Source organism: Streptomyces sp. NPDC045470, from assembly GCF_040646595.1.
Taxonomy (GTDB): Bacteria; Actinomycetota; Actinomycetes; order Streptomycetales; family Streptomycetaceae; genus Streptomyces.
Genome location: NZ_JBEZAN010000010.1, coordinates 230,634 through 255,770, shown reverse-complemented (window position 1 = coordinate 255,770; position 25,137 = coordinate 230,634). Strand labels below are relative to the sequence as shown.

The 25,137-nt window shown below is 74.0% G+C and carries 25 protein-coding genes and 1 pseudogene; 18 read left to right on the top strand and 8 right to left on the bottom strand.

Annotated elements, in window-relative coordinates; all coding sequences use genetic code 11:
- Positions 1 to 112: 112 nt before the first annotated feature.
- The 5 genes from AB0A97_RS26365 (at position 113) to AB0A97_RS26345 (ending at position 4,693) form a co-directional block, all read left to right on the top strand.
- On the top strand, positions 113 to 985 hold the full coding sequence (locus AB0A97_RS26365) for a segregation/condensation protein A (RefSeq protein WP_361154498.1): 873 nt from the start codon (positions 113 to 115) through the stop codon (positions 983 to 985).
- On the top strand, positions 982 to 1,641 hold the full coding sequence (gene scpB / locus AB0A97_RS26360; RefSeq protein WP_361154496.1) for an SMC-Scp complex subunit ScpB: 660 nt from the start codon (positions 982 to 984) through the stop codon (positions 1,639 to 1,641). Before AB0A97_RS26365 ends, scpB begins: the two co-directional genes overlap by 4 nt.
- Complete coding sequence (locus AB0A97_RS26355; RefSeq protein ID WP_361154494.1) at positions 1,641 to 2,825, top strand: pseudouridine synthase; 1,185 nt, start codon at positions 1,641 to 1,643, stop codon at positions 2,823 to 2,825. Before scpB ends, AB0A97_RS26355 begins: the two co-directional genes overlap by 1 nt.
- A 79-nt stretch (positions 2,826 to 2,904) precedes the next feature.
- Complete coding sequence (locus AB0A97_RS26350) at positions 2,905 to 3,915, top strand: ADP-ribosylglycohydrolase family protein (protein ID WP_361154610.1); 1,011 nt, start codon at positions 2,905 to 2,907, stop codon at positions 3,913 to 3,915.
- Entirely contained in the window at positions 3,908 to 4,693 is a 786-nt protein-coding gene (locus AB0A97_RS26345) for a nucleotidyltransferase domain-containing protein (RefSeq protein ID WP_361154491.1), read from the top strand. The genes AB0A97_RS26350 and AB0A97_RS26345 overlap by 8 nt, the downstream gene beginning before the upstream one ends.
- Here AB0A97_RS26345 and AB0A97_RS26340 read toward each other — a convergent pair.
- On the bottom strand, positions 4,646 to 5,374 hold the full coding sequence (locus tag AB0A97_RS26340; protein WP_361154488.1) for a nucleotidyltransferase domain-containing protein: 729 nt from the start codon (positions 5,372 to 5,374) through the stop codon (positions 4,646 to 4,648). The two genes, AB0A97_RS26345 and AB0A97_RS26340, sit on opposite strands and share 48 nt — an antisense overlap.
- A gap of 141 nt (positions 5,375 to 5,515) precedes the next feature.
- Between AB0A97_RS26340 and AB0A97_RS26335 the strand changes: the two genes are divergently transcribed.
- The 6 genes from AB0A97_RS26335 (at position 5,516) to der (ending at position 10,718) form a co-directional block, all read left to right on the top strand.
- Positions 5,516 to 5,971, top strand: coding sequence for a YidB family protein (locus AB0A97_RS26335; protein WP_361154486.1), 456 nt, complete (start codon positions 5,516 to 5,518; stop codon positions 5,969 to 5,971).
- Between the two features lie 238 nt (positions 5,972 to 6,209).
- The gene (gene aroH / locus AB0A97_RS26330) at positions 6,210 to 6,572 is read left to right on the top strand and encodes a chorismate mutase (RefSeq protein WP_361154483.1); all 363 of its coding nucleotides are present in this window, start codon (positions 6,210 to 6,212) and stop codon (positions 6,570 to 6,572) included.
- Positions 6,569 to 7,654 (top strand): prephenate dehydrogenase, encoded by a 1,086-nt coding sequence (locus AB0A97_RS26325; protein ID WP_361154481.1) that lies wholly within the window; start codon positions 6,569 to 6,571, stop codon positions 7,652 to 7,654. Before aroH ends, AB0A97_RS26325 begins: the two co-directional genes overlap by 4 nt.
- Before the next feature lie 147 nt (positions 7,655 to 7,801).
- On the top strand, positions 7,802 to 8,515 hold the full coding sequence (cmk, locus tag AB0A97_RS26320; protein ID WP_361154479.1) for a (d)CMP kinase: 714 nt from the start codon (positions 7,802 to 7,804) through the stop codon (positions 8,513 to 8,515).
- A gap of 89 nt (positions 8,516 to 8,604) precedes the next feature.
- Positions 8,605 to 9,192, top strand: coding sequence for a lysophospholipid acyltransferase family protein (locus tag AB0A97_RS26315; RefSeq protein ID WP_361154607.1), 588 nt, complete (start codon positions 8,605 to 8,607; stop codon positions 9,190 to 9,192).
- Positions 9,193 to 9,257: 65 nt separating this feature from the next.
- Entirely contained in the window at positions 9,258 to 10,718 is a 1,461-nt protein-coding gene (der, locus tag AB0A97_RS26310; protein WP_361154476.1) for a ribosome biogenesis GTPase Der, read from the top strand.
- Positions 10,719 to 10,822: 104 nt separating this feature from the next.
- On the opposite strand, the gene AB0A97_RS26305 is transcribed toward der, so the two are convergent.
- Positions 10,823 to 11,134: a hypothetical protein gene (locus tag AB0A97_RS26305; protein ID WP_361154474.1), complete on the bottom strand. Its 312-nt coding sequence runs from the start codon at positions 11,132 to 11,134 to the stop codon at positions 10,823 to 10,825.
- A gap of 263 nt (positions 11,135 to 11,397) precedes the next feature.
- A complete protein-coding gene (locus tag AB0A97_RS26300) occupies positions 11,398 to 12,210 on the bottom strand; it encodes a hypothetical protein (protein ID WP_361154604.1) in 813 nt (270 codons plus the stop codon).
- Positions 12,211 to 12,813: 603 nt separating this feature from the next.
- Here AB0A97_RS26300 and AB0A97_RS26295 point away from each other — a divergent pair.
- Positions 12,814 to 13,476 (top strand): transglycosylase family protein, encoded by a 663-nt coding sequence (locus AB0A97_RS26295; protein ID WP_361154471.1) that lies wholly within the window; start codon positions 12,814 to 12,816, stop codon positions 13,474 to 13,476.
- Between the two features lie 162 nt (positions 13,477 to 13,638).
- Positions 13,639 to 14,109: a transglycosylase family protein gene (locus tag AB0A97_RS26290; RefSeq protein WP_361154468.1), complete on the top strand. Its 471-nt coding sequence runs from the start codon at positions 13,639 to 13,641 to the stop codon at positions 14,107 to 14,109.
- Here the strand turns inward: AB0A97_RS26290 and AB0A97_RS26285 are convergent.
- The 3 genes from AB0A97_RS26285 to AB0A97_RS26275 all read right to left on the bottom strand — a co-directional run bounded on the left by AB0A97_RS26285 (position 14,078) and on the right by AB0A97_RS26275 (position 18,178).
- Positions 14,078 to 14,776 (bottom strand): ATP-binding cassette domain-containing protein, encoded by a 699-nt coding sequence (locus AB0A97_RS26285; RefSeq protein ID WP_361154466.1) that lies wholly within the window; start codon positions 14,774 to 14,776, stop codon positions 14,078 to 14,080. The two genes, AB0A97_RS26290 and AB0A97_RS26285, sit on opposite strands and share 32 nt — an antisense overlap.
- A gap of 73 nt (positions 14,777 to 14,849) precedes the next feature.
- Positions 14,850 to 17,648: an ATP-binding cassette domain-containing protein gene (locus tag AB0A97_RS26280; RefSeq protein ID WP_361154463.1), complete on the bottom strand. Its 2,799-nt coding sequence runs from the start codon at positions 17,646 to 17,648 to the stop codon at positions 14,850 to 14,852.
- Complete coding sequence (locus tag AB0A97_RS26275; RefSeq protein ID WP_361154460.1) at positions 17,645 to 18,178, bottom strand: hypothetical protein; 534 nt, start codon at positions 18,176 to 18,178, stop codon at positions 17,645 to 17,647. Before AB0A97_RS26275 ends, AB0A97_RS26280 begins: the two co-directional genes overlap by 4 nt.
- A gap of 113 nt (positions 18,179 to 18,291) precedes the next feature.
- On the opposite strand from AB0A97_RS26275, the gene AB0A97_RS26270 reads away from it, so the two are divergent.
- The 5 genes and pseudogenes from AB0A97_RS26270 to AB0A97_RS26250 all read left to right on the top strand — a co-directional run.
- On the top strand, positions 18,292 to 18,849 hold the full coding sequence (locus AB0A97_RS26270; RefSeq protein WP_361154458.1) for a hypothetical protein: 558 nt from the start codon (positions 18,292 to 18,294) through the stop codon (positions 18,847 to 18,849).
- Positions 18,827 to 20,158: an ABC transporter substrate-binding protein gene (locus tag AB0A97_RS26265; protein ID WP_361154455.1), complete on the top strand. Its 1,332-nt coding sequence runs from the start codon at positions 18,827 to 18,829 to the stop codon at positions 20,156 to 20,158. Before AB0A97_RS26270 ends, AB0A97_RS26265 begins: the two co-directional genes overlap by 23 nt.
- Positions 20,159 to 20,613: 455 nt before the next feature.
- Positions 20,614 to 21,651, top strand: a complete 1,038-nt coding sequence (locus tag AB0A97_RS26260; protein WP_361154453.1) for a hypothetical protein — start codon at positions 20,614 to 20,616, stop codon at positions 21,649 to 21,651.
- Between the two features lie 71 nt (positions 21,652 to 21,722).
- Positions 21,723 to 21,893 (top strand): hypothetical protein, encoded by a 171-nt coding sequence (locus tag AB0A97_RS26255; RefSeq protein ID WP_030019458.1) that lies wholly within the window; start codon positions 21,723 to 21,725, stop codon positions 21,891 to 21,893.
- A gap of 53 nt (positions 21,894 to 21,946) precedes the next feature.
- Positions 21,947 to 22,897, top strand: a pseudogene (locus AB0A97_RS26250) (YafY family protein); the annotation flags it as partial.
- Here AB0A97_RS26250 and ctaD read toward each other — a convergent pair.
- Positions 22,872 to 24,650, bottom strand: coding sequence for a cytochrome c oxidase subunit I (gene ctaD, locus AB0A97_RS26245; protein ID WP_361154450.1), 1,779 nt, complete (start codon positions 24,648 to 24,650; stop codon positions 22,872 to 22,874). The pseudogene AB0A97_RS26250 and the gene ctaD sit on opposite strands and share 26 nt — an antisense overlap.
- Positions 24,651 to 24,839: 189 nt before the next feature.
- Entirely contained in the window at positions 24,840 to 25,115 is a 276-nt protein-coding gene (locus AB0A97_RS26240; RefSeq protein WP_031008978.1) for a gas vesicle protein K, read from the bottom strand.
- Positions 25,116 to 25,137: the final 22 nt, after the last annotated feature.

The following is a 25,137-nucleotide window of genomic DNA, read 5'->3' as shown; positions in this document are numbered from 1 at the left end:
ACTCGCACGGCGTGCGCCTCCGTCGGCTCCCTGCTCTGGGCGCGCCCAGCGGTTCGGGTGGTCTCTGGGGCGGCTACGCTTGGGTGGTCCCGAAACCCCCACCTGGATCGCGATGCCCACGACCGAAGACCATGCCCCGTCCGTCGAGGACGGTGCGGCCGGGGACGGGAAGTTCACCGTTCGACTGGAGAACTTCGAGGGGCCTTTCGATCTGCTGCTTCAGCTGATCTCCAAGCACAAGATGGACGTCACCGAGGTCGCGCTGTCCAGGGTGACGGACGAGTTCATGGCGTACATCCGGGCCATGGGGCCGGACTGGGACCTGGACCAGACCACGGAGTTCCTGGTCGTGGCGGCGACGCTGCTCGATCTGAAGGCGGCGCGGCTGCTGCCGGTGGCCGATGTGGAGGACGAGGCGGACCTCGCGCTGCTGGAGGCGCGTGACCTGTTGTTCGCGCGGCTGCTGCAGTATCGCGCGTACAAGCGCATCGCGGACATCTTCGGTGAGCGGCTGGAGGACGAGGGGCGCCGTTGTCCCCGTACGGTCGGCCTGGAGCCGCACCACGCGGAACTGCTGCCCGAGGTCGCCATCAGCATCGGTGCCGAGGGTTTCGCGCGGCTCGCGGTGAAGGCGATGCAGCCCAAGGCGCGGCCGCAGGTGTATGTGGACCATATTCACGCGCCGCTGGTCAGTGTCAGGGAGCAGGCGGAGGTGCTGGTGGCCCGGTTGCGCGCGGTGGGGGAGGCCGGATTTCCGGAGCTGGCCGCGGACGCGCCGGACACGCTCACCGTCGTCGCCCGCTTCCTGGCGCTGCTGGAGCTGTACCGGGAGCGGGTGGTGGAACTGGACCAGGAGCAGGCGCTGGGTGCGCTGACGGTCCGGTGGACGGGCGGGGCGGAGGCCGAGCCGGTCGTTACGGACGAGTTCGACCGGGAACCCGGGCCGGAGGCGCCGGCGGGTGAGGGTGAGGAGGACGCGGGGTGAGTGACGTGGAGGTGGCCCACGCGGAGGCGCAGGACGCCCCGGCGGGGGCGCTCGGTGTGGCGGAGCTGGAGTTGCGGCCCGCGCTGGAGGCGGTGCTGATGGTCGTGGACGAGCCCGCGACCGAGGAACACCTGGCCAGGGTGCTGGAGCGGCCCCGCCGGGAGGTCGCGCTGGCGTTGCGGGAGCTGTCGGAGGACTACACGCGGCAGGGGCGCGGTTTCGACCTGCGGCTGGTGGCCGGGGGCTGGCGGTTCTACACCCGTCCGGCGTACGCGGACGCCGTGGAGAGCTTCGTGCTGGACGGCCAGCAGGCGCGGCTGACGCAGGCCGCCTTGGAGACTCTGGCGGTGGTCGCGTACCGTCAGCCGGTCAGCCGTTCCCGGGTCTCGGCCGTTCGCGGGGTGAACTGTGACGGTGTGATGCGCACCCTTCTCCAGCGCGGTCTGGTGGAGGAGACGGGGACGGAACCTGAAACAGGTGCGATCCTGTACAGGACGACGAACTACTTTCTGGAGCGGATGGGCCTGCGCGGCCTGGACGAGCTCCCGGAGCTCGCTCCCTTCCTCCCGGAGGCGGAGGCGGTCGAAGGCGATTCCCGGGAAGGTGTTCCGTCGTTCGACGTAGACGACAGCGGCGACTCTCAGACGGATCATTGATGCGAAGCAGCGGCAGGAACAACAGGGACACCGGTAGGGGCAACTACCGGGGTGCGGGCAACAAGAAGGACGAGAAGCAGCAGCGCGCCGGCCGGCCCCGTCCCGAGGAGCGCCGCTACGACGTGGGCGAGGGCGGTCCGGGCCGTGGCGACGGCGGGGGCCGGGGCGGCTCCGGCGGCCAGAGCGGCGGCGGCCAGGGCGGCCGTGGCGGCTCCGGCGGCCGTGGCGGTGCTCCGGACCGGGGCGACGAGCGCAGGGGCCGCGGTGCGGCCGCCCGCGGCGGCGCCAAGGGTGGTCCCCGTACCAGCCCGAAGAGCGGCGGCAAGCCCGGTGGCAAGGGGCAGCCGCGCGGGCGGGGGCAGGCTCCGGCGCGGCCGCGTGAGTACGACGCGCAGGTGGAGGAGCGCAACCGCGCCCGCCACAGCAAGCCGCAGATCAAGACGCCGAAGACGTTCGGTGACCAGGAGGGCGAGCGCCTGCAGAAGGTGCTGGCCCGTGCGGGCATGGGTTCGCGCCGGGCGTGCGAGGAGCTGATCGAGCAGGCTCGGGTCGAGGTCAACGGGCAGATCGTCATGGAGCAGGGCGTCCGTGTCGACCCGGAGAAGGACGAGGTCAAGGTGGACGGCCTGACGGTCGCCACGCAGTCGTACCTCTTCTTCGCGCTGAACAAGCCGGCCGGTGTCGTCTCGACCATGGAGGACCCGGACGGGCGCCAGTGCCTGGGCGACTACGTGACCAACCGCGAGACGCGGCTGTTCCACGTGGGCCGGCTGGACACGGAGACCGAGGGCATCATCCTGCTCACCAACCACGGCGAGCTGGCCCACCGGCTGACCCACCCCCGGTACGGCGTGAAGAAGACCTACCTGGCCGCGATCCAGGGGCCGCTCCCGCGTGACCTGGGCAAGCAGCTCAAGGACGGCATCCAGCTGGAGGACGGCTACGCGCGCGCCGACCACTTCCGGGTGGTGGAGAACACCGGCAAGAACTACCTGGTCGAGGTGACCCTGCACGAGGGCCGCAAGCACATCGTGCGCCGGATGCTGGCCGAGGCGGGCTTCCCGGTGGACAAGCTGGTGCGGACGGCGTTCGGGCCGATCGCGCTGGGCGACCAGAAGTCGGGCTGGCTGCGGCGGATGACCAACACCGAGGTCGGCATGCTGATGCGTGAGGTCGAGCTCTAGCCACCTGGAGCCGTGTGCCTTGGCGGGCGGTAGGACCACCCCTTATTGTCACTGTGACGATTAAGGGGTGGTTCTTTTCATGGCGTCCGCCGCGACCGGATCGCTCATCGGGCTGGCGCTCGGTGACGCGCTCGGGTACCCGACCGAGTTCCAGGATGTCCGCGCGATCGAGGCCGCGTACGGCCCGTGGCGGGGGATGGGGCTGCCCGATCCCGCGTACGTCACCGACGACACGCAGATGACGATCGCCCTCGGGCGCGGCCTGCGCACCGCCATGGCGGCCGCGGGTGGCGGTCTGGACGCTGCGGGCCTGCTCCCGCCGGTCCGGCGGAACTACGTCGAGTGGTGGCGTTCCCCGGACAACAACCGGGCGCCCGGCAACACCTGCCTGACCGCCTGCTCCCTGCTCAGTGACGGCGACCGCCCGTGGGCCGAGGCCAGCCGTACCGGCTCCAAGGGCTGCGGCGCGAACATGCGGGTGGCGCCCGTGGGACTGGTGCCGGGGCTGAGCCGGGAGCAGCGGTCCGGCGCCGCGCAGCTCCAGTCCGCGCTCACGCACGGGCACCCCACCGCGCTCGCCGCCAGCGACCTCACGGCGTACGCCGTGCACCTGCTCGCCGAGGGGGCCCGGCCGGACGAGCTGACCGGGTCGCTGCGCTCGTACGCGGTCGAGAGCCGTGGCGTGTACAGGGCCGACTGGCTCGGTGAGCTGTGGCGGTACGCCCAGGATCCGACCCCGGAGCACTTCGTCGCGCGCGGCTGGGACGACTGCCTCGGCGCCCTGGACCGGCTGGACGCCGCGCTGCGCGCGCCCGACCCGGAGGCCGACCCGTGCCTGGCCACCGGCGCCGGCTGGATCGCCGAAGAGGCGCTCGCCGCCGGTCTGTTGTGCTTCCTGCTCTTCCCCGCCGAGCCACTGGCCGCGCTCCGCCGGGCCGCCTGCTCGTCCGGCGACTCCGACTCCGTCGCCTGCCTCGCAGGTGCCTTCGCCGGTGCCCACCTGGGCGCCGGGGCGTGGCCCGAGGAGTGGGCGGGCCGGATCGAGTACCGCGACGAGCTGCTGGCGCTCGGGGAGGCGTGGGATGCGTAGCACGGTGCTGGAGGCGGCCGGGCTGCCGGAGACCGACCTTGGCGTGGTGACGGCGGGGGAGGGGGACCCGCTGGTCTTCGCGACGGTCTCCGGCGCGCATCTGTACGGCTTCCCGTCCCGTGACTCCGACGTGGACCTGCGCGGGGCGCATCTGCTGCCCACCGCGGCGCTGGTCGGCCTGCGGGAGCCGGACGAGACCCGGTCCTGGACGGCGGACCGGGACGGCGTCGAGGTCGATCTGGTGACGCACGACCTGCGCAAGTTCGCGCGGCTGATGCTGCGCCGCAACGGCTACGTACTGGAACAACTGCTCTCCCCGCTGGTGGTGCGGACGAGCGCGGTGCACGAGGAGCTGACGGCGCTGGCGCCCGCCGTGCTCACCCGCCATCACGCCCACCACTACCGCGGCTTCGCGACCACGCAGTGGCGTCTCTTCGAGAAGACCGGCGAGCTGAAGCCGCTGCTGTACACGCTGCGGGTGCTGCTGACCGGCATTCACCTGATGGGAAGTGGTGAGGTGCAGGCGCATCTGCCCACGCTGACCGGGCTGGTGGCGGCGCCCTCGTACGTACCGGAGCTGGTCGAGGCCAAGGCGGAAGCGGAGCACGGGCCGGCGGCCGAACTGGTGGACGTGGCGCGGCTGCGGGAGGACGTGGCGGCGCTGCACGCCCGGCTGGACGCGGCGCAGGCCGCCTCCGCGCTGCCGGACGCCCCCGGCGGCCACGACGCGCTACACGACCTCGTCGTACGCGCCCGCCTCGGCGCAGCGCAGCGCTGAGGCCCGCCGGGCGCGGTACAGGAAGTCCTCGACGCGGCGGCGGTCGGGCTCGGGCGGCAGCGGGGAACCGGACGCGGCCGCCGCGGCCTGCTCGGTCAGGACGGCCATCCGGCGCTCGACCTCGGCCCAGGGCACCTCACCGCGCCGGACGGCGAGCAGTTCCTCGCGCGCCTCGCCGACGTCCAGCGTCAGGATGCCCGTACGCAGCAGGTCACGGGCGGAACGCAGCAGCCGCAGCAGATGCATCGCATGCTTCCAGCGGGGCGCGCCGTGCTGCCGTACGTCCGCCTCCAGCTTCTTGAACTGGCCGGCCGCGTAGCCGGTGAAGGTGCGGTGCACGTGGCGGGAGAGGAAGGCGCCGCGCAGCGCGAGGAGTTCGCGGCCGGTGGCGTCGGCGTGTTCGACGAGGGGGGAGTGCAGGCACTCCAGGGCGTTCGGGTCGGCGCTCAGCGCCAGTGCGCAGAAGCGCTCCAACTCCCAGGAGAACTCCTCCTCGCGCGGCCCGTCCACATGCGTCGGCGGCTTCTCGAAACGCCAGAACAGCGGGGTGGGCGCGAGGTAGACCCCGCGCCGGTCGGTGTCGCTGGCGCCGGTGGCCAGTCCGAAGGCGCGCGAGCCCATGACGCAGGCGTAGACAGTGTGTCCGGTGACCAGGGCGTGGCCTGCGGCGGAGGTCGGCATGAGGGGGATTGTGGCTGGTGGGAGGGGTGCGGCGCCAGCCGGTTCCGGGTGGCGGAAACCCCGCGCGTCGGTACGTTGGAATGACGTCACTCGTCGCGCGGGCCTCATCGACACTGCCGGAATTCGCGGAAGGGCACGGACATGACGGGATCACCAGACCTCGGGAGACCGACGGGCGGACTGCCCGGTGGCGGTCAGGGCGGCGCGGCAGGAAACCTCGTCGGATCGCTGCTCGGAGCGCTGGGCGGCACCGGCCCCGGCGGACACGGCGGCGCCGGTCCCGGCGGCCATGGCGGCGGCATACAGGCCGTGCTCGGCAAGCTCCTCCAAGGGGAGCTGGGACGGCAGGCGCACTCCTGGGTGGGACACGGCGCCAACGAACCGGTCACCCCCGAACAGGTCGCCCAGGCGCTGCCGGGCGAGACCCTGCGGCGGATCGCCGAGGAGAACGGTGTCAGCGCCCGGGAGGCGGCCCGGCAGCTCGCGCACACGCTGCCGCAGGCCGTGGACCGGCTGACGCCCGACGGCCGGATACCGCAGGACCCCGCGTTGCAGGACCTCGTCGCCCGGCGGCACCGGACCGCCGGGCGGACGTAGCCGCACGTGACCGCTCCTTCCCGGACGGTGTCCGGGACGCGGCCACGCGTCCCGTGTCCGGCCGGTTCGCGACCCGCGTGCGGTCGGTCCGTGTCTCGTGCCCGGCCGCTCCGTGTCTCGCGGACCGGTCGGCGTCGTGTCCGGGTGCCGGAGCTGGCTAGGCTTGTGGGGTAGCAGCCGGCGGCCGGCGCGGAATGCGTGCCGGGCGCCGTACACGGATGTTCAGGGGAGCGGTGACGTGGCGGTACGAGCGGTACGCGGGGCCGTGCAACTGGAGCGGGACGAGGCCGGGCACCTGCACGAGCAGGTGTCCGCGCTGCTGACGGCCGTACTGGAGCGTAACGATCTGGCCCCGGACGACCTGATCAGCGTGTGGTTCACCGCCACCCCCGACCTGCACAGCGACTTTCCCGCGGTCGCCGCCCGTCAGCTGGGCATCACCGACGTCCCGCTGATCTGCGCGCAGGAACTGGACATCGCCGGTGCCATGCCGCGCGTGGTGCGCGTCCTCGCGCACGTCGAGACCGACCGCAGCAAGGCCGAGGTGCAGCACGTCTACCTCGGTGCCGCCGGGGCCCTGCGGAAGGACATCGCCCAGTGAGAACCGCGCTCGTCGTCGGTACCGGCCTGATCGGCACGTCCGTCGCCCTCGCGCTGCACGGCCGCGGCGTCCAGGTGTACCTGGCCGACCACGACCCGGACCAGGCCGAGACCGCCGCCGCGCTGGGCGCCGGCACCGCCGCGGAGCCGCCGGGCCCGGTCGACCTGGCCGTGGTGGCCGTACCGCCCGCCCACGTCGCGCCGACGTTGGCCGCGGTGATCCGGCGCGGTGCCGCCCGCGCCTACCTCGACGTCGCCAGCGTCAAGGGCGGCCCGCGCCGCGAGCTGGAGGCGATGGGCTGCGACCTGACGGCGTACCTCGGCACCCACCCGATGGCGGGCAAGGAGCGCTCCGGGCCGCTCGCCGCGACCGCCGACCTCTTCGAGGGGCGGCCCTGGGTCCTGACCCCCGCCGAGGGCGGCGACACCGAGGTGCTCAACCTGGCGCTGGAGCTGGTCGCGCTGTGCCGTGCGGTGCCCGTCGTCATGGAGGCGGAGGCCCACGACCGGGCCGTGGCGCTGGTCTCGCACACGCCCCAGTTGGTCTCCAGCCTGGTCGCCGCCCGCCTCCAGGACGCGGACGAGACCGCCGTACGGCTGTGCGGCCAGGGGATCAGGGACGTGACCCGGATCGCCGGGTCCGCGCCCCGGATGTGGATGGACATCCTCGCCGCCAACCCGGGGCCGGTCGCCGACGTGCTCGGCGAGGTCTCGGCCGACCTGGAGCGCACCGTACGGGCGCTGCGCGCTCTGCAGGCGGCCGACGAGGACAAGCGCGCCGAGGGCGCGCGCGGCGTCGAGGACGTGCTGGTACGCGGCAACGCGGGCCGCGAGCGGGTGCCGGGCAAGCACGGCGCCGCCCCGGCCGCCTACGAGATCGTCGCGGTGCACATCGGCGACCAGCCCGGCGAACTGGCCCGTATCTTCTCGGACGCCGGCCGGGCCGCGGTCAACATCGAGGACGTACGCATCGAGCACGCCACCGGCCAGCAGGCGGGCTTCATCCAGCTCATGGTCGAGCCGCAGGCGGCGCCGATACTGATGGCGGAGCTGCGCGAGCGGGGCTGGTCGATCCGCCAGTAGCCGGGTCCGGTGCCCGGGGCGGGGGTCGGACCCGCGGGCCGGGGCGTACGGGCTGCACGGGGCGCCGCTGCTTGCCAGTAACCTTGTGCGGGGCCCCGCGCAGCGGCCCCCTGTCCCGCCCCGTGATCGAGGAAGGTGCCCGACACCGTGGAAACCCCCGCCCGGACCGCCCCGGCTGCAGTGATTGTCGCCATCGACGGCCCCGCAGGCACGGGCAAGTCCAGCACCTCCAAGGCCGTCGCCGCCAAGCTGGGGCTCGGCTACCTGGACACCGGTGCCCAGTACCGCGCGATCACGTGGTGGATGCTGAGCAACGGCCTCGACGTGCACGACGCCGTGGCCGTGGCGGACGCCTCGGCCAAGCCCACGATCGTCTCCGGCACCGACCCGGCCGCCCCGACGATCACCGTGGACGGCCTGGACGCCGCCGGTCCGATCCGCACCCAGGAGGTCACCTCGGCCGTCAGCGCCGTCAGCGCCGTCCCCGAGGTACGGACCCGGATCACCGAGTTGCAGCGCGAGATCGCCGCCGGGGCCCCGGAGGGCATCGTCGTCGAGGGCCGGGACATCGGCAGCACGGTGCTGCCCGACGCCGACCTGAAGATCTTCCTCACCGCGTCGCCGGAGGCCCGCGCGGCCCGCCGCAGCGGTGAGCTGACCGGCAAGGAGGCCGCCGACCTGGCGGCCACCCGCGAGGCCCTGGTCAAGCGGGACGCGGCCGACTCCAGCCGCAAGACCTCGCCGCTGGCCAAGGCGGCCGACGCGGTCGAGGTGGACACCACCGACCTCACGCTGGAGCAGGTCATCGAGTGCGTGGTCACCCTGACCGAGGCGGCGATGGCCGCGAAGGCGGCGCGGTGAGGCAGCGCGGCAGGGCGGCGGACGCCGACGGCGGCCGGCTGCCCAGCGCGAGCGGCGCCGCGGTCGGCCGGCGGATCGGCATCGGCCTGATGTACGGCCTGTGGAAGCCGCGGGTGCTGGGCGCCTGGCGGGTCCCGCCGGCCGGCCCGGTGATCCTCGCGGTCAACCACGCCCACGGCCTGGACGGCCCGATGCTGATGGGCACCGCGCCGCGGCCGGTGCACTTCCTGATCAAGAAGGAAGCGTTCGTCGGCCCGCTGGACCCGTTCCTGCGCGGCATCGGCCAGCTCAAGGTGGACCGCTCCGGCACCGACCGCAAGGCCGTCACCGACGCGCTGGCCGTGCTGGACAACGACGGCGTGCTGGGGATCTTCCCCGAGGGCACCCGGGGCGAGGGCGACTTCGCCTCGCTGCGCGCGGGCCTGGCGTACTTCGCGGTGCGCTCCGGAGCGCCCGTGGTGCCGGTGGCCGTGCTGGGCAGTGCGGAACGCCGGAGCCGGGCGGTCAAGGCGGTGCCGCCGCTGCGCAGCCGGGTCGACGTGGTCTTCGGCGACGCCTTCGCGGCGGGGGACGGCAGCGGCCGGCGCACCCGTACGGCGCTGGACGCGGCCACCGTACGCATACAGGAGCGGCTGACCGCTCACCTTGCCCAGGCCAGGCGCCTGACCGGGCACTGAACGAGACTTGAACGGCGGCCCGTGGACGAGCGGGCACCGATGACGGAGAACGAGGAACGGACTTCATGAACGACCAGACCCCCACCGGCGACGAGCACGGTGCGCTTGGTGACGCCGAGTACACGGAGTTCATGGAGCTCGCCGCCCAGGAGGGCTTCGACCTGGAGGAGGTCGAGGGCGACATCGCCGCGGCCGGGCACGGCCCGCTGCCCGTCCTCGCCGTCGTCGGCCGCCCCAATGTCGGTAAGTCGACTCTGGTGAACCGCATGATCGGCCGCCGGGAGGCGGTCGTCGAGGACAAGCCGGGCGTCACCCGCGACCGGGTCACGTACGAGGCCGACTGGAACGGCCGCCGCTTCAAGGTCGTCGACACCGGCGGCTGGGAGCAGGACGTGCTCGGCATCGACGCCTCCGTGGCCCTGCAGGCCGAGTTCGCGATCGAGGCCGCCGACGCGGTGGTCTTCGTCGTGGACGCCAAGGTCGGCGCCACCGACACCGACGAGGCCGTCGTCAAGCTGCTGCGCCGGGCCGGCAAGCCCGTCGTACTGGTCGCCAACAAGGTGGACGGCCCGTCCGGCGAGGCGGACGCCGCCATGCTGTGGTCGCTGGGCCTCGGCGAGCCGCACCCGGTCTCCGCGCTGCACGGCCGCGGCACCGGCGACATGCTGGACGCCGCCCTCGACGCGCTGCCCGAGGCGCCCGAGCAGACCTTCGGCACCCCGCTCGGCGGGCCGCGCCGGATCGCGCTGATCGGCCGCCCGAACGTCGGCAAGTCCTCGCTGCTGAACAAGGTCGCGGGCGAGGAGCGGGTGGTCGTCAACGAGATGGCCGGCACCACCCGCGACCCGGTCGACGAGCTGATCGAGCTGGGCGGCAAGACCTGGAAGTTCGTGGACACCGCGGGCATCCGCAAGCGGGTCCACCTCCAGGAGGGCGCCGACTACTACGCCTCGCTGCGCACCGCGGCGGCCGTGGAGAAGGCCGAGGTCGCGGTCGTCCTGATCGACGCGAGCGAGTCCATCAGCGTCCAGGACCAGCGGATCATCACGATGGCCGTGGAGGCGGGCCGCGCGCTGGTCATCGCGTACAACAAGTGGGACCAGCTGGACGAGGAGCGCCGCTTCTACCTGGAGCGGGAGATCGAGCGGGACCTCGTGCAGATCCCGTGGGCGATGCGGGTCAACGTCTCGGCGCGCACCGGCCGCCACATGGACAAGCTCGTCCCGGCGATCGAGACCGCGCTGGAGGGCTGGGAGACCCGCGTCCCCACCGGCCGCCTGAACGCCTTCCTCGGTGAGATCGTCGCCTCCCACCCGCACCCGATCCGGGGCGGCAAGCAGCCGCGCATCCTCTTCGGCACCCAGGCGGGCACCAAGCCGCCGCGCTTCGTGCTCTTCGCCTCCGGCTTCCTGGAGGCCGGCTACCGCCGCTTCGTCGAGCGCCGGCTGCGGGAGGAGTTCGGCTTCGAGGGGACGCCGATCCACATCTCCGTACGGGTGCGCGAGAAGCGCAGCAAGAAGAAGTAGCCGTCGGCGCGACGGCGAAACGGTGGCGGGGCGGCTCCTGGGAGCCGCCCCGCCACCGTTTCCGTGCGCGGGGGCCGTACGGGCGTACGGGCTTGCGGGGCTGGTCAGTGACCGTGCGGGCGGTACTCGCGGGGGGCCGGTGGCAGGGCCGGGGGGAAGTGGCCCCGGTGGTGGCCGCCCGCGTGGTGCGGGTGGCCGTGGAACGGCTGGCGGGAGACCGGCTCCCAGTGGCCGGACGACGGGAGGTGGCCGGTCGCGGTGGTCGTACGGCCCCAGATGCTGCGCATCGCCTCGGCGCTCAGCCCTTCCTCGCCGCTCCGGTCCCCCGGCAGCGCCCGGAAGGACCGGCGGTACTCGGCGTACAGCGCGTCGAAGATCGGCGTGGCCGAGGCGGGGGCGGCGTGCGGGGCCGTCATGGTCGCCGTGGTCGCGTCGTGCGACGGGCGCATACCGGGGATCTGGTAGGGATACGGGACGCGGGAGGAGGGGTCGTATGGGTGCACGTCTGTGCCAACGACCCGGATGCTCCCGGGATGCGGGCTCTGCGAAGAATCGGCTGATCGGAGGGAGCGCGACCGGCTCACGACCGGCTCCCGGCGCCGTCGCGCGGCGGCGCCCCGGCCCCGCCCCGTGCGGGGGCGGGACCGGGGCGCCGGAACCGGAAGGGGACGGGCGCGGGTCAGGTGCCGGCCAGCGGCATGGAGGCGGCCACCAGCCTGCTCTCCGCCGCGGCCTTCTCCATCGCCTCGCGCATCAGGTCCTCCCGCGGCTGGTGGCCGACGGCGCCGACGGGTGCCGCGTACACCAGGACGGTCCGCGCCTTGGCGGCGGCGGCGCGCCAGCCGTCCGAGACGGGCAGCGGCTGGTGCGCCTGCCACCACGAGCTGGGCTGGCCGCCGTCGTCGCCCGGCTGGAGGATGGCGTGCAGCTGCCCGGCGGCCAGCAGCACCGACCAGCCGGGGTTGGGGGCGGGCAGCAGGGCCATGTCCGTCACCGTGGCGAAGCCGTGCTCCAGGAGCAGCGGCAGGAACGCGTCGCCCGGCTCGGTGGAGCCGGGGCGGGCGATGGGCCCGGCGGGCTCGACGACCAGCGCCGGCCGCAGGTCGTTCTCGACCAGGACCAGACCGCAGGTGACACCGAGTGTCGCCTGCCGGTGCTCGCCGGGGAGGGCGGCGAAGGGGGTGGCGGGCGGCGGCGCCGCGGGCGGCTCGGCGGCCCGGCCGTCCTCGCCGGTGATGGAGCGCACGGCGCCCTGGAGCTGTTCCTCGGAGACCGGTACGACCTGCGAGGGGATGCACGACGCGTGGGCGAAGGCGAGCACCGCGGTCTCCTCGCCCACGAACAGGACGGTGCTGGTGCGCTCCTGCTCGCTGTCGCCGGGGGTGCGGCAGGAGGTGCAGTCGTAGTTGCCGGGGGCGTTGCCACCGGCCAGCAGGCGGTCGGCTTCTTCGTCACCGATCTCGGCGCGAACGTCGTCACTGACGTCGAGCATGCGCGGCACGGATGGCTCCTCGATCGTTGCGCGGGCTGCCGGGCGGTGCCCGGCTCGTACCAGGACAACGGGCGATCTGTGGCAGGAGTCACGCGCGGCCGGGTACCGGATCGCACCGTTCGAAGCGGAGCGTGAGCTGCGGACCGGAACCGCTCACTCCCTGCCAACTCGTGCTGCGGGCACGAAAGTTGGGCTGGTGAGGTGGGTCACAGATCGCCGGGCGGCCCGGGTGACAAATGCGGAAATCGAGCAATCAAGTGGGTGGCCGGTTTTGGCTGATACCTCCGGTAACAACCGACTGGCCAGGCAGGACGGCGCCACGGTTGATAACCGTGCGTGAGCCTCCCTACATTCTCCGGCCGTGTGCACCGAGCACCACCCGGGGACGCCCGCCGTCCGCATCCGCCGGCCCGCACCACGGCCGGTGCGCCACACGACACCCGGCTCACGGGCCGGATCGTGTGGCACCGGATGCACCGCACGCAGCACCACCGAGCACGACCGGCACCACCCCGCGGCGGGCGGGGTGCCGCGGACCGCGGACGCACGATGCGCCCGCACCGCGTCACCAGGGGGACTCCCGGGGTCGTGGAGAGGGATTCCATGCCTTTTTCGAAGGGCGTCATACGCCGTGACATCGCCGCGCTCGCCGGGGCGGCCCTGGTGGCCCCGCTCGCGCTGGTGGCCGCGACCGCCGGACCGGCGCAGGCGGCGGACGGCGGAGTGTGGGACCGCATCGCCCGCTGCGAGAGCAGCGGCAACTGGCACATCAACACCGGCAACGGCTTCTCGGGCGGCCTGCAGTTCACCCACAGCACCTGGCGCGCGTTCGGCGGCACGGCCTACGCGCCGACGGCCGCCGGAGCCACCCGTGCCCAGCAGATCGCCGTGGCAACCCGGGTCCAGGCGACACAGGGCTGGGGCGCCTGGCCGACCTGCGCCGCACGTGCCGGTGCGTACGGGAGCGCCCCCAAGGCACCGAAGGCGTTCCGTTCCGGCCAGGACAGTGGCAAGCGGCAGATGCAGAAGGACGTCCGCCGGGACGTGGGCGCCAAGGTCGGCAAGAAGGCGCGCGGCACCGGCGGGCACGCCGACCGTGGCCGGGCGCGGGCCGGCGCCGGCGGTTACACGGTGCGGCAGGGCGACACGCTCAGCCGGATCGCTGCCGCGCACAACGTGAGCTGGCACCGGCTGTACGCCGCCAACCGGGCCGTCGTCGGCGGCGACCCGAACCTGATCGTCCCGGGGCAGCGGCTCTCGATCTGAGCCACGGGGCCGCCGCGCGGCACGCCCGGGCCGCGACACGGCCCCCGGCCCCGGAGCCCGTACTCCGAACGCCCCACCCGGCCGTCCACCGACCGGGTGGGGCGTCGCGCTGTCCGGGCGCGGCGGCGCGCAGGTACGCGTGTCCCTGTTTAGCGTGACCCGATGTCCCATTCTTTTCGGGCGCTGATGCCCAAGCGTCTCGCGAGAACCGGCCGCCGCCGAGCGGCCGTCCTGTCCCTGGTCCCGGCGGTGGTCCTGCTGTGCGTGCCCGGCGGCGCGCAGGCGCGGGACACCGCGCACCACCTGCCGTCCCCGGCGGGCTGCTCCCTCAGCAAGGGGCCGTGGAACTGCATCGCCGAGTGCGAGAGCGGCGGTGACTGGCGCAAGAACACCGGCAACGCGTTCTACGGCGGACTGCAGTTCCGGCAGTCGACCTGGAAGCAGTACGGCGGCCTGGCCTACGCGCCGCGCGCCGACCTCGCCACCCGTAAGGAGCAGATCGCCGTCGCCGAACGGGTGCGGCGCACGCAGGGCTGGTCGGCTTGGCCGTACTGCGCCAAGCGGTACGGGCTCGGCAAGCGGGACCGGGCGCTGTCCGGGCTCACGGACTGGGCGGTGCCGCCGGGCCGGTGAGGCCGGGGAAGCGGGCGGCCTCGGCCGGTTCGCCGGCGAAGGCGACGGTGCCGCGCCGCAGGACGTACGCGACCGTGGCGGCGCGGCACAGGGCGGGCGGCAGCGTCTGCTCGGCGACGAGGACGGTGCGCCCGGCGGCCGCGAGGTCGCCGAGCAGCGCGTACGTGCGTGCCGTGACGGCCGGGGACATGCCCTGGGCCGGTTCGTCCAGGAGGAGCAGCCGGGCGGTCCCGGCCAGCGCGCGGGCCACGGCGAGCATCCGCTGCTCACCGCCGGAGAGAGTGCCCGCGCGGCGGCCGAGCAGCGCGCGAAGCCGCGGGTAGGCATCCAGAGCCGGGCCGACGGCACCGTCCGGCGCGGCGAGTTCGAGTTGCTCGCCGACGGAGAGCGAACCGAACACGGCGCCGCGGTCGGGCACCAGGGTCAGTCCGCGGCGCGCGCGGGCGTGCGCGGGCAGCCGGGTGATGTCCGTACCGCGCCACACCACCCGCCCGGCGGCGAGCGGCACGGTGCCCGCGAGCGCGCGCAGCACCGTGGTGCGGCCGGAACCGTTGCGTCCCAGGAGCACGGTGACACGGGCGCCGGGCACGGCCAAGTCGATGCCGTGCAGGGCCTCCAGGGAGCCGTACCGGACGCGGGCCGCGCTCAGGGCCGTCTCGATGCTCATGCCGCTGCCGCCGCCGTCGCTGTCTTTGCCGTCACGGGCCGCAGCGGTCGGCGTTCCGCGCGCTGCCGGCCGTTCACGGCCGCGGCTCCGCCAGGACGCGGCGGGCGGGCCCCCGCGTCACGATCCGGCCCGCGGCCATCGCGTAGACCGTGTCGGCCAGCCCGGCGACCAGGTCGAGGTCGTGCTCGACGACGAGCAGGGCCGTGCCGTCGGCCGCCACGGCGCGCAGCACACCGGCGAGCGCGGCCACCTCCGCGCTGTCCAGGCCCGCCGCGGGCTCGTCCAGCAGCAGGGTGCGCGGGCGGCCGGCGAGGGCGCGCGCCAGTTCGACGCGGCGCAGGGTGCCGGTGTCCAGCCCGGCGACGGGCGCGGCGCGCAGCGGGCCGTCGAGGGCGAGCAGGTCCAGCGCCCGGCCGGTGGCGGCGGCCGGGTCCGGTACGCCGCTCTGCTCGGCGCCGATCCGGACGTTCTCGGCCACGGTCATCCCGTCGAACACGGCGAGCTGCTGGAAGGTCCGGGCCAGCCCGAGGCGGGCCCGGGCGTGCGCGGGGCGGTGTGTGATGTCCGTCCCGTCGAGCAGTACCCGGCCCGCCGCGGGGCGCAGGGTGCCGCACAGACAGTGGAACAGGGTGCTCTTGCCCGCCCCGTTGGGCCCGATGAGCGCGGTGACCCGGCCCGGCGCGACGGCCAGGTCGACACCGTCCAGGACGGTGAAGCCGTCGTAACGGGCGTGGAGGGAGCGGGCGGTGAGGCGGCCGGAAGGGAGGGGGCGGCCGGAGGGACTGAGGCGGGCAGCGGGCATGGGGGAGGAGGGGGAGGAGAGGAGTGATGGTGCGCGAGGGGGCGCCGGGGCGTGGGGGACGGGCTCCTTCGGAGCGGGGCGGCGGGGCTCGGAGAGGCCCCCTCCGGGCGTACGGTTCTCGGGCGTCCGGCTCCCGGGCGTACGACTCCCGGAACCACGGTTCCCGGACGTACGGCCCCCGGGCGGACGTGCCGACGCCATCTTCGCCCGCGCCCGTGCCCCCAGCGGAGTCAGCCGCGGCTCCGGAGCCCCGGACCGACGGGCCACGGCCTCGCGCAGGGCGGCGTGCGGGCCGCTCGGCAGCCGGCCGGCGAGCACGGCCAGGACACCGATCACCGCGGCCGCCGCGCCGCCCCCGGCCCCCGAGTCCAGGCCGACCAGCAGGACCGCCGCGGCGAGCGCCGCCAGCAGGCTGTCGGCGCCCAGGACGAGTACGGCCGCGAACCACAGCAGGCCGCGTACCGGGTCGTAGGACGCCGGGTCGAAGGCGCGCAGCGCCATGCCGAGCATCCCGCCGCCCAGTGCGGCCAGGGCGGCGCCCACCGTGAACGCCGCCAGTTTGAGGGCCGGTACGGGCACACCGGCGGCGGCCGCCCCCGGCTCGTGGTCGCGCATCGCGGCCAGCGCGCGCCCGGTACGGCCGCGGCGCAGTGCCGCCACCCCGAGCAGCGCGAGGCCGAGCAGGGCCAGTTCGAGGACGTAGTACGCGCGGTCGCCGGCGAAACCGGCGGGGCGGTCGAGGGAGAGCCCGGCGGTGGCGTACGGCTGGGCGAAGACGAACCGGCTGACGGCGACCCCGAAGGCGAGGGTGGCCAGGGCCGTCGCGAGGCCGTACCGCCGCAGCGCGGGCCGGCCGGTGAGCAGGCCGAGCGGTGCGGTGAGCAGGACGGCCAGCAGCAGGGCGGGCAGCCCGGGGACGGCCGGCAGGCCCGGGAAGCGGCCCGCCGCGAGCAGTGCGGTGAACAGGGCGCCCAGACCGGCGTACGCGGCCTGCCCCAGAGAGATCTGGCCGCCGCGCCCGGTGACGACCACCAAGGAGAGCAGCACCACGGCGAGCGCCGGTACCTGTACGGAGGTGCGCAGGTCGCCGTGGGCGAAGCCCAGCGGCAGCAGGAAGAGGATGCCGCAGACCAGCCAGGCGCGGCCGTCGTGGTCGGGCAGCCGGACGGTGCGCAGGGCCGGTGCCGCGCCGTGGGACGCGTCCGGCAGGGCCCGGGGGGCACCGAGGCCGCGCCGGGCGAGGGCGGCGGCCAGCAACGCCACGACGAACAGGTTGGCGCCGACGGCCTGGACGAGGGGTTCCAGGCTGCCGCCCGGGTGCAGCCGGGTGAGCTGGCTCTGTGCGACGCCGATGGCCAGGGCCACGGCCACCGCCACCGGCAGGCTGCGCAGACCGGCCGCCACCGCGACCGCCATCACCTCCATGACGAGCAGCGGCAGTCCGTACGGGTCCAGGCGCAGCAGCGGGGCCAGCAGCACGCCCGTCAGCCCGGCGGTGAAGGACCCGAAGGCCCAGCCGGCGGCGGCGACCCGATCGGCGTCGATGCCGCTGAGGACGGCGAGCGGGCGGTTGTCGACGACGGCACGCAGCGCGCGGCCGAAGCGGGTCCAGCGGGTGACGGCGGCGACCCCGGCGGCCAGGATGACGGCGGTGGCGAGCTGCACCCAGGGGTCGTCCGGCAGCAGCGCGGGCGCGTCCGCACGCGCTCCCGGCCCCCACAGCAGTCCCGCGGCGCCGACCAGCAGGACGAAGACGCCCAGGGAGGCGACCAGGGTGCGGGCCGGGCCCGTACCGCGTAGGGAGAGCGGCCGGAAGACGGCGCGGTCCAGCGCCAGTCCGATGCCGGGCGCGACGAGGAGGAGGGTGACGGCGGCGGCGGGCGGCAGCGGCCAGTTCCAGCCGACCACGAGCTGCCGCAGGACGTAGGCGCACACCATGGCGACGGCGCCGTGCGCGAAGTTCAGCACGCCGGTGGCCCGGTAGGTGACGATCAGTCCGATGCCGGTGAGCGCGGCGGCGCTGCCCACCGCGAGCCCGGCCAGGGTGAGGTCGTACGAGAGCGAGCTCACCGTTCCGGGCCGGGGCGCGGGTCGTCCGGCTCGCAGACGGGGCAGGGCGCCGGAGGGGAGACATCCGCTTCCGCCGGTCCGCCGGCGGCGGCGCGGGCGTCCGGCCGTCCGGCCACGAGCGGGCAGCCGGGCCGGTGCAGAAGCGTTCCGCCGGGCACGGTGAGGGGCGGACCGGCCTCCGCGTCCTGCTCCTTTCGCACGGCCGCGGCCCTGCCCGCCCCCGCCGGCTCCCCGCCGCCCGCCGCCGTGACCGTGTCCTCGGCGCCGTACGTCACCAGCAGCCCGTACAGTTCCTCGACGCGCGCCGCCGCCAGGCCCTGGTCGCCCCGCGCCACCAGCACGGCACCCGCGACGATCAGGGCGGCGCCCGGGATCGAGCAGGAGGCCAGGAACGGGATCTGGCGCTCGGCGAACCGCTCGCCGGAGACGCCGTACCAACCGGCCGCGCACAGCACCGCCCCGCCCGCCAGCGCCGCCCAGCCGCCCCACGGGGCCAGGCGCGCCCCGAACCGTGTTCGCGCGTTGCGCATCACGCCCCCTCGCGGCTTCCGGCGAATGCCTGCACTATGCCCTGTGAAGACAGCACCCAGAAGGCTTGTGCCAGACCGGTCGCGGCCGGTCGCGATGACAGGCGGTGGTGTACATGGCGGTCCGTGGGGGGCGTGCACGGCGGGCTCCGGCGCTGGTGACGGCGGCGGTGCTGCTGATGACGGCCGGGGCGGCGGGTTGCAGTGACGCCGAGGACGGCGGGCAGCGCGCGCCCAGCGGGGCGTCCTCCGCCCCGGAAAAGAGCGGTACGGGAACGGCGACCTCCGGTCCGCCGTCCTCCCCGGGCGACGCCCCGGCCGATCCGGCCGCCGCCGAGCGGGAGATCAAGGAGAACTGGCGGAAGTTCTTCGACCCGAAGCTGTCCAACGCGGAGAAGGCGAAGTACCTCCAGAACGGCGAGGAATTCCAGTTGCTGCTGGAGGCGTTCAACGGCGACCAGCGGGGGAAGCAGGTCGCGGCGCAGGTGTCCGCCGTACGGTTCACCTCGGCGACCGCGGCCGAGGTGACGTACAGCCTCACCCTCAAGGGCGCCACCGCGCTGCCGAACGCCAAGGGCGCCTCCGTGTACCAGGGCAAGGTGTGGAAGGTGGCGCTCAAGACCCTGTGCGCGCTGGTGGGCATGAGCGGCAATGCGGACGCGCCGGGCTGCTGAGGCGGCCGGGGCGGCCGCCTCGGCGCTGCTGCTCGCGCTGACCGCCGCCTGTGGCAGCAGGCTGCCGGAGAGCGACTTCGAACACCGCGGGACCGCGTCCGCCACCGGCCGGGCGCGGGAGCCGATCGTCGTCGGGATCATCACCAGTGCGACGAGCCCGGTGGGCGGCGAGGCGTTCACCGGGCCACGGGACGGCGCGCTGGCGTACTTCGCGGACCTGAACGCGAAGGGCGGCGTCAACGGACGGCCGGTGCGGGCGGTGACCTGCGACGACGGGGGCAGCGGCGTCGGCAACAACGAGTGCGTGCGCAAACTTCTCACCGAGGACAAGGTGTTCGCGCTGGTCGCGACCACCGCGCTGGACTACGCGGGCGCGCCCAGGGTCTCCGCCGCGGGCGTCCCCGACATCGGGGGACAGCCGGTCGGCGCCGCGTACGACACGTATCCGCATCTGTACGGGATCTACGGCAGCCGGGCGCCACGGGACGGCAAGGCGGCGGGCTGGGGCGGGAAGCTGTACGGCGGCACGGAGGTCTACCGCTACTTCAAGCGCGTCCAGCGGGCCCGCACCGCCGCCGTCGTCTCCTACAACCAGGCGGCGTCCGCCGCGTACGCCCGGCTGATCGTGCGCGGTCTGGAGGCCGAGGGGTACGACGTGACCAGCGAGCAGGTCGACTTCGCGCTGCCCAACTTCCCGGCGGTCGCCGCCGGGCTGCGCGACCGGGGGGCCGATCTGGTCTTCGACGCGATGGACACGCACGGCAACGCGCAACTGTGCGAGGCGATGGACGCGGCGGGCGTCCGGCCGACCGCCAAGGTCACGAACGTACAGAACTGGTCGGACACGGTCGCGAAGGACTACAAGGACTCGCCGGGCTGCCGCAACGCCCTGTGGGCCACCGGCGCCAGCCGCAACTACGACGATCCGGGGAGCGGGCCGGGCGGCGCGGCGGTACGGGCCTTCCGTGCCGGTATGACCCGGTACGCCGAGGGGAGACCGCTGTCGCAGTGGCAGCTCGAAGGGTGGGCGGCCGCGATGTGGTTCGCCGACGCGGCGCGTTCCTGCGGGCAGCGGCCCACCCGCGCGTGCGTGGAGCGCTTCGTCGGGCAGGGTGCGCCCTACACCGCCCGTGGCCTGCTGCTCCCCGCCGCGTACCGGCCGCAGGCCGAGCCGCCGGCCACCGACCGGACCTGCCTGTCGGTCGCCCGCTGGCGCGACGCGGCGCGGGGCGGCCGGGGCGGCTGGGTCACCCAGGGCGACATGGACACCAACTGTTTCACCGTCCCCCAGCTTCCGTACCGGCCCTGAGGACCCGGCCGTCACCGTCGGCCCGGCCCGTCGGCCCGGGAAGACCGGCGGAGCGAGCCGTTGGCTGCACACCTCGTGACGGGACGCCCCGGGACGGCATAACTTGTGGCGTTACAGCACGGCACAGAACCGACGATCAACGGTTCGGGAAAGTTCCTCGACGCCGCTACCGATGTCCTAACTCTTTCGGAACAAGTTGGCCAAACGCCTCAACCCGGAACCCGGGAACGTGGTCCAACCGTTCAACGGGGCAGACAGCGGGACTCGTCCGCGGCGACCAAGGGATACGGGGACGGAATACGGGGACGGATGCACAGCTCATTCCTGATTCACCACGCCCACGGCACCGGAGGGGCGGCCCGGACCGGCGCCCGGCGGACGCGACCCCGCCCGGAGCACGGGGCGTACGCAACCAAGGACGCGGCGCAGGCCGCTGTGAGAGGGGTGCGGAGGGTATGAACGCGTCGACGCAACTGCCCGTGACGGGCGCCGGGACGGCCGGTCCCGAAGCCGTCGCTCCCGTGCGGGCCGAGCCCACGGCCCCCGCCGGGCCGGACGTCACGGCCACCGGCCGCGGTTCCCGCGCGGCGGGCGGGGCCGCCCAGCCGCTGCACGCGGACTGCATAGCCGACTCCGCCGGCGGCCTGACCTTCGACATCACCACCCCGCAGGGCACCAGGCCGGTCTGGAGCGCGGCGCTCGTCCTCAGCCCGCGCGACGGCGGCGCCGACGAGGAGCTGCGGCTGCCGCTCGGCCCGAACGGCTCCGGGTGCCTGCGGGCCGTCCTGCCCAGCACCGTCGCGCTCCCCGAGGGCCGCTGGAACACCTACGCCGACCTCGGCGACGGCCGCGGCCCGCAGCGGCTGCTGCCCGGCGTCACCGACCTGAGCCCGCTGGTGGACCGCCGCCCGCTGGCCGGGATCGGCCGGCTCGGCGTCCGCATCCCGTACACCACCAGGTCCGGCAGTCTGGCGCTGCGCAGCTGGCTGCGCGGACCGCACGCCGAGGCCGGGGACGTCCTCGTCGACGCCTGCGGTGTGACGGTGGCGGGCCGCCTCTACGGCGCCGCCCTCGGCCCGGGCGCCCGCGCCGAGGCCACGACCCGCCCCGGCGCCCCGGAGACGGCCGACCCGGCCACCCGCGTCACCGTCCCGCTCACCGGCGACGGCCCCGACTTCGTCTTCACCCTGCCCCACACGCAGCTCGCGGGCCGCTGGCAGGGCGGCAGTGACCACTGGGCCCTGTGGCTGCGGGTGACCGAGGAGGCCGAGCCGGTCCGTATCGCCCGGCTGCTCGACGACGTACCGGAGAAGGCGGAGACCGTCAGCCACCCGGCGCTGTCCGTCGGCTGCCCGTCGGGCCGGCTGCGCATCGGCCCCTCCTACACCCGCGACAACGACCTGACGGTCCGGGTCACGGGTGGCGGGACGGACGCGAGTGACGGGGCCGGCGGGACGGGCGGGACGGACCGACCGGACCCGGCCGGTTCTTGACCGGGCCTCGTCAGACAGCACGCATAACACCGCACGCCGGGGGCACTCGGAGCAGCGGAGGTGCGATACACATGGTTCCTGTCATTCTGGTACTGCTGCTGGCTTTGATCCTGTTCGGCGCGGGTTTCGCGCTCAAGGCACTGTGGTGGGTGGCCGTCGCGGTGCTGGTCGTCTGGCTGCTGGGCTTCCTGTTCCGTTCGACGGGCGCGGGCGGTGGTCGCACACGCTGGTACAGGTGGTGACCCGGGAGAGACGCGGACGGTAGCTGTCCGCATGTGCTGCCAGACTGCCCGGCATGGTGGAAACCTCGGCACGACTGCTGCGTCTGCTCTCTCTCCTGCAGGCACACCGCGAGTGGACGGGCGCGGATCTCGCCGACCGGCTCGGCGTGACTCCGCGCACCGTCCGCCGTGACATCGACCGCCTGCGCGAATTGGGCTACCCCGTCCACTCGGCCCCCGGCACCGCCGGGGGCTACCGACTGGGCGCGGGCGCCGAACTGCCACCGCTGCTCCTCGACGACGAGGAGGCGGTGGCAGTCGCCGTCGGGCTGCGCACGGCGGCCGCCGGCGGCGTCGAAGGCATCGAGGAGACCTCCGTACGGGCCCTGACCAAGCTGGAACAGGTGCTGCCCCACCGGCTGCGCCGCCGCGTCGGCGCCCTCAACGCCTTCACCGTGCCCATGCCCGGCGCCGCCGGCCCCCGGGTCGACGCCGCCACCCTCACCGAACTGGCCAACGCCTGCCGGGACAGCCAACGGCTGCGCTTCGACTACGCGAGCCACGACGGTACGGCCGGCCGCCGCACCGTCGAGCCGCACCGGCTGGTGTCCGCGCAGCGCCGCTGGTACCTCGTCGCCTGGGACGTGGACCGCGCCGACTGGCGGACGTTCCGCGTCGACCGGATCACCCCCACCCCGCCGCACGGCCCGCGCTTCACCCCGCGCCCCGGCCCGGCCGCCGATCTCGCCGCGTACGTCTCGCGGGGCGTCTCCACGGACGTCTACGCCGAGCGGGCCACCCTGGTGCTGCACGCCACCGCCGCGGAGGCCGCCCAGCGGATCAGCCCGTCCGTCGGCGTCGTCGAACCGCTCGACGCCCACCGCTGCCTGCTGCACACCGGCGCGCACCGCCTGGACGTCCTGGTGGTCCATGCCGTCCTGCTGGGCTTCGACTTCGAGGTGCGCGAGCCGCCGGCGCTGACGGACGCGATCCGCGAGGTCAGGGACCGGCTGACCCGGGCGCTGCCCCCGGATCCGGCTCCTCCGTCGGGGACGGCCCCGACCCCGACGGCTTCCGCGACGCCTGCGGTTCCCGCGTCTCCCGCGCCCCCTGCGGCTCCGGAGTGCCCGGCGGGCTGAGCCGCGCGATCTCCGGGTGGTGCAGATCGAAGGCGGGCGACTCCGAGCGGATCCGGGGGATGGTCAGGAAGTTGTGGCGCGGCGGCGGACAGGAGGTCGCCCACTCCAGGGAGCGGCCGTAGCCCCACGGGTCCTCCGCCGTGACCTTCACGCCGTACTTCGTCGTCTTCCAGACGTTGTAGAGGAACGGCAGCGTGGACAGGCCGAGGAGGAAGGCGCCGACGGTCGAGAGGGTGTTGAGCACGGTGAAGCCGTCGGCGGCCAGGTAGTCGGCGATCCGGCGCGGCATCCCCTCCACACCCAGCCAGTGCTGGACGAGGAAGGTGGTGTGGAAGCCGGTGAACAGCGTCCAGAAGTGCACCTTGCCCAGCCGCTCGTCGAGCAGCTTCCCGGTGAACTTCGGCCACCAGAAGTAGAAGCCGGCGAACATCGCGAACACGACCGTGCCGAAGACGACGTAGTGGAAGTGGGCCACGACGAAGTACGTGTCGGTCACGTGGAAGTCCAGCGGCGGCGACGCCAGGATCACCCCGGTCAGCCCGCCGAACAGGAAGCTCACCAGGAACCCGACGGCCCACAGCATCGGGGTCTCGAAGGACAGCGAGCCGCGCCACATCGTGCCGATCCAGTTGAAGAACTTCACCCCCGTCGGCACCGCGATCAGGAACGACATGAACGAGAAGAACGGCAGCAGCACCGCGCCCGTCGCGAACATGTGGTGCGCCCACACCACGACCGACAGCCCGGTGATCGCCATCGTCGCGCCGATCAGCATCACGTAGCCGAAGATGGGCTTCCGCGAGAAGACCGGGATGATCTCGGTGATGATGCCGAAGAACGGCAGCGCGATGATGTAGACCTCGGGGTGCCCGAAGAACCAGAACAGGTGCTGCCACAGCAGCGCGCCGCCCCACTCGGCATCGAAGACCACCGAGCCGAAGCGCCGGTCCGCCTCCAGCGCCAGCAGCGAGGCCGCCAGCACCGGGAAGGCGACCAGCACCAGGATCGAGGTGAACAGCACGTTCCAGGTGAAGACCGGCATCCGGAACATCGTCATGCCCGGCGCGCGCATCCCGATGATGGTGGTGATGAAGTTGACCGAGCCGAGGATGGTGCCGAAGCCGGAGAGCGCCAGCCCCATGATCCACATGTCGGCGCCGATGCCGGGGGAGCGGACCATCGAGCTGAGCGGGGCGTAGGCGGTCCAGCCGAAGTTCGCGCCGCCGGTCGGCGTCAGCAGACTGCCCAGCACGATCAGACCGCCGAAGAGGAACAGCCAGTACGCGAGCATGTTCAGCCGTGGGAAGGCCACGTCGGGCGCGCCGATCTGCAACGGCATGATCTCGTTGGCGAAGCCCGCGAAGGCCGGGGTGGCGAACAGCAGCAGCATGATCGTGCCGTGCATCGTGAACGCCTGGTTGAACTCCTCGTTCGTCATGATCTGGAGTCCGGGGCGGGCCAGTTCGGCCCGCATCAGCAGCGCCAGCAGACCGCCGACGAGAAAGAAGCCGAAGGCGGTGATCAGATAGAGATGGCCGATCTTCTTGTGGTCGGTGGTGGTCAGCCAGTCCACCACCACCGCGCCGGGCCGCCGCGCCCGCACCGGTCCCGGGCTCGCCTCCACGGTGTCCGTACCCATCTGCGCCACCTCGTTCGCCAAGAGACACCGAAGCGGCCGGAACCCTCCGGCGCGCCCGGGAAGTCGGTAAGGGACGTGCTGGACGTGCTCGGGCTCAAGCCATGATGGCCGTCCCGGCCCGGTCGCGCGAGAGGGTGTGCGCAGCCCGGCCGGATCATTGCGGCGGGCCCGACGGGTGCGGCGCGGGGGTCATTCCCGGGGCAGCAGGGGCCCCAGCGGGCCGAGATCGAGGTTCAGTTCGTCCTTCCCGATGCCGTACCGCTCACACAGCTCGCCCATCCGCCGCTCCAGCAGCATCAGCGTCAGACCGATCCGTTCCTCCTGGTCCTCCGACAGATCGCCCTGGTCGACGCGGCGCAGCGCCTGCCGTTCCATGAGCTGGTGCAGCAGTTCCACCACGGTCAGCACGAGCCGCACCAGGTCGCGCTCCACGGTGTCCTCGTCCAGTTCCACACGCCGGCTCACGGCGCCACCTCCTCCTCGGCTT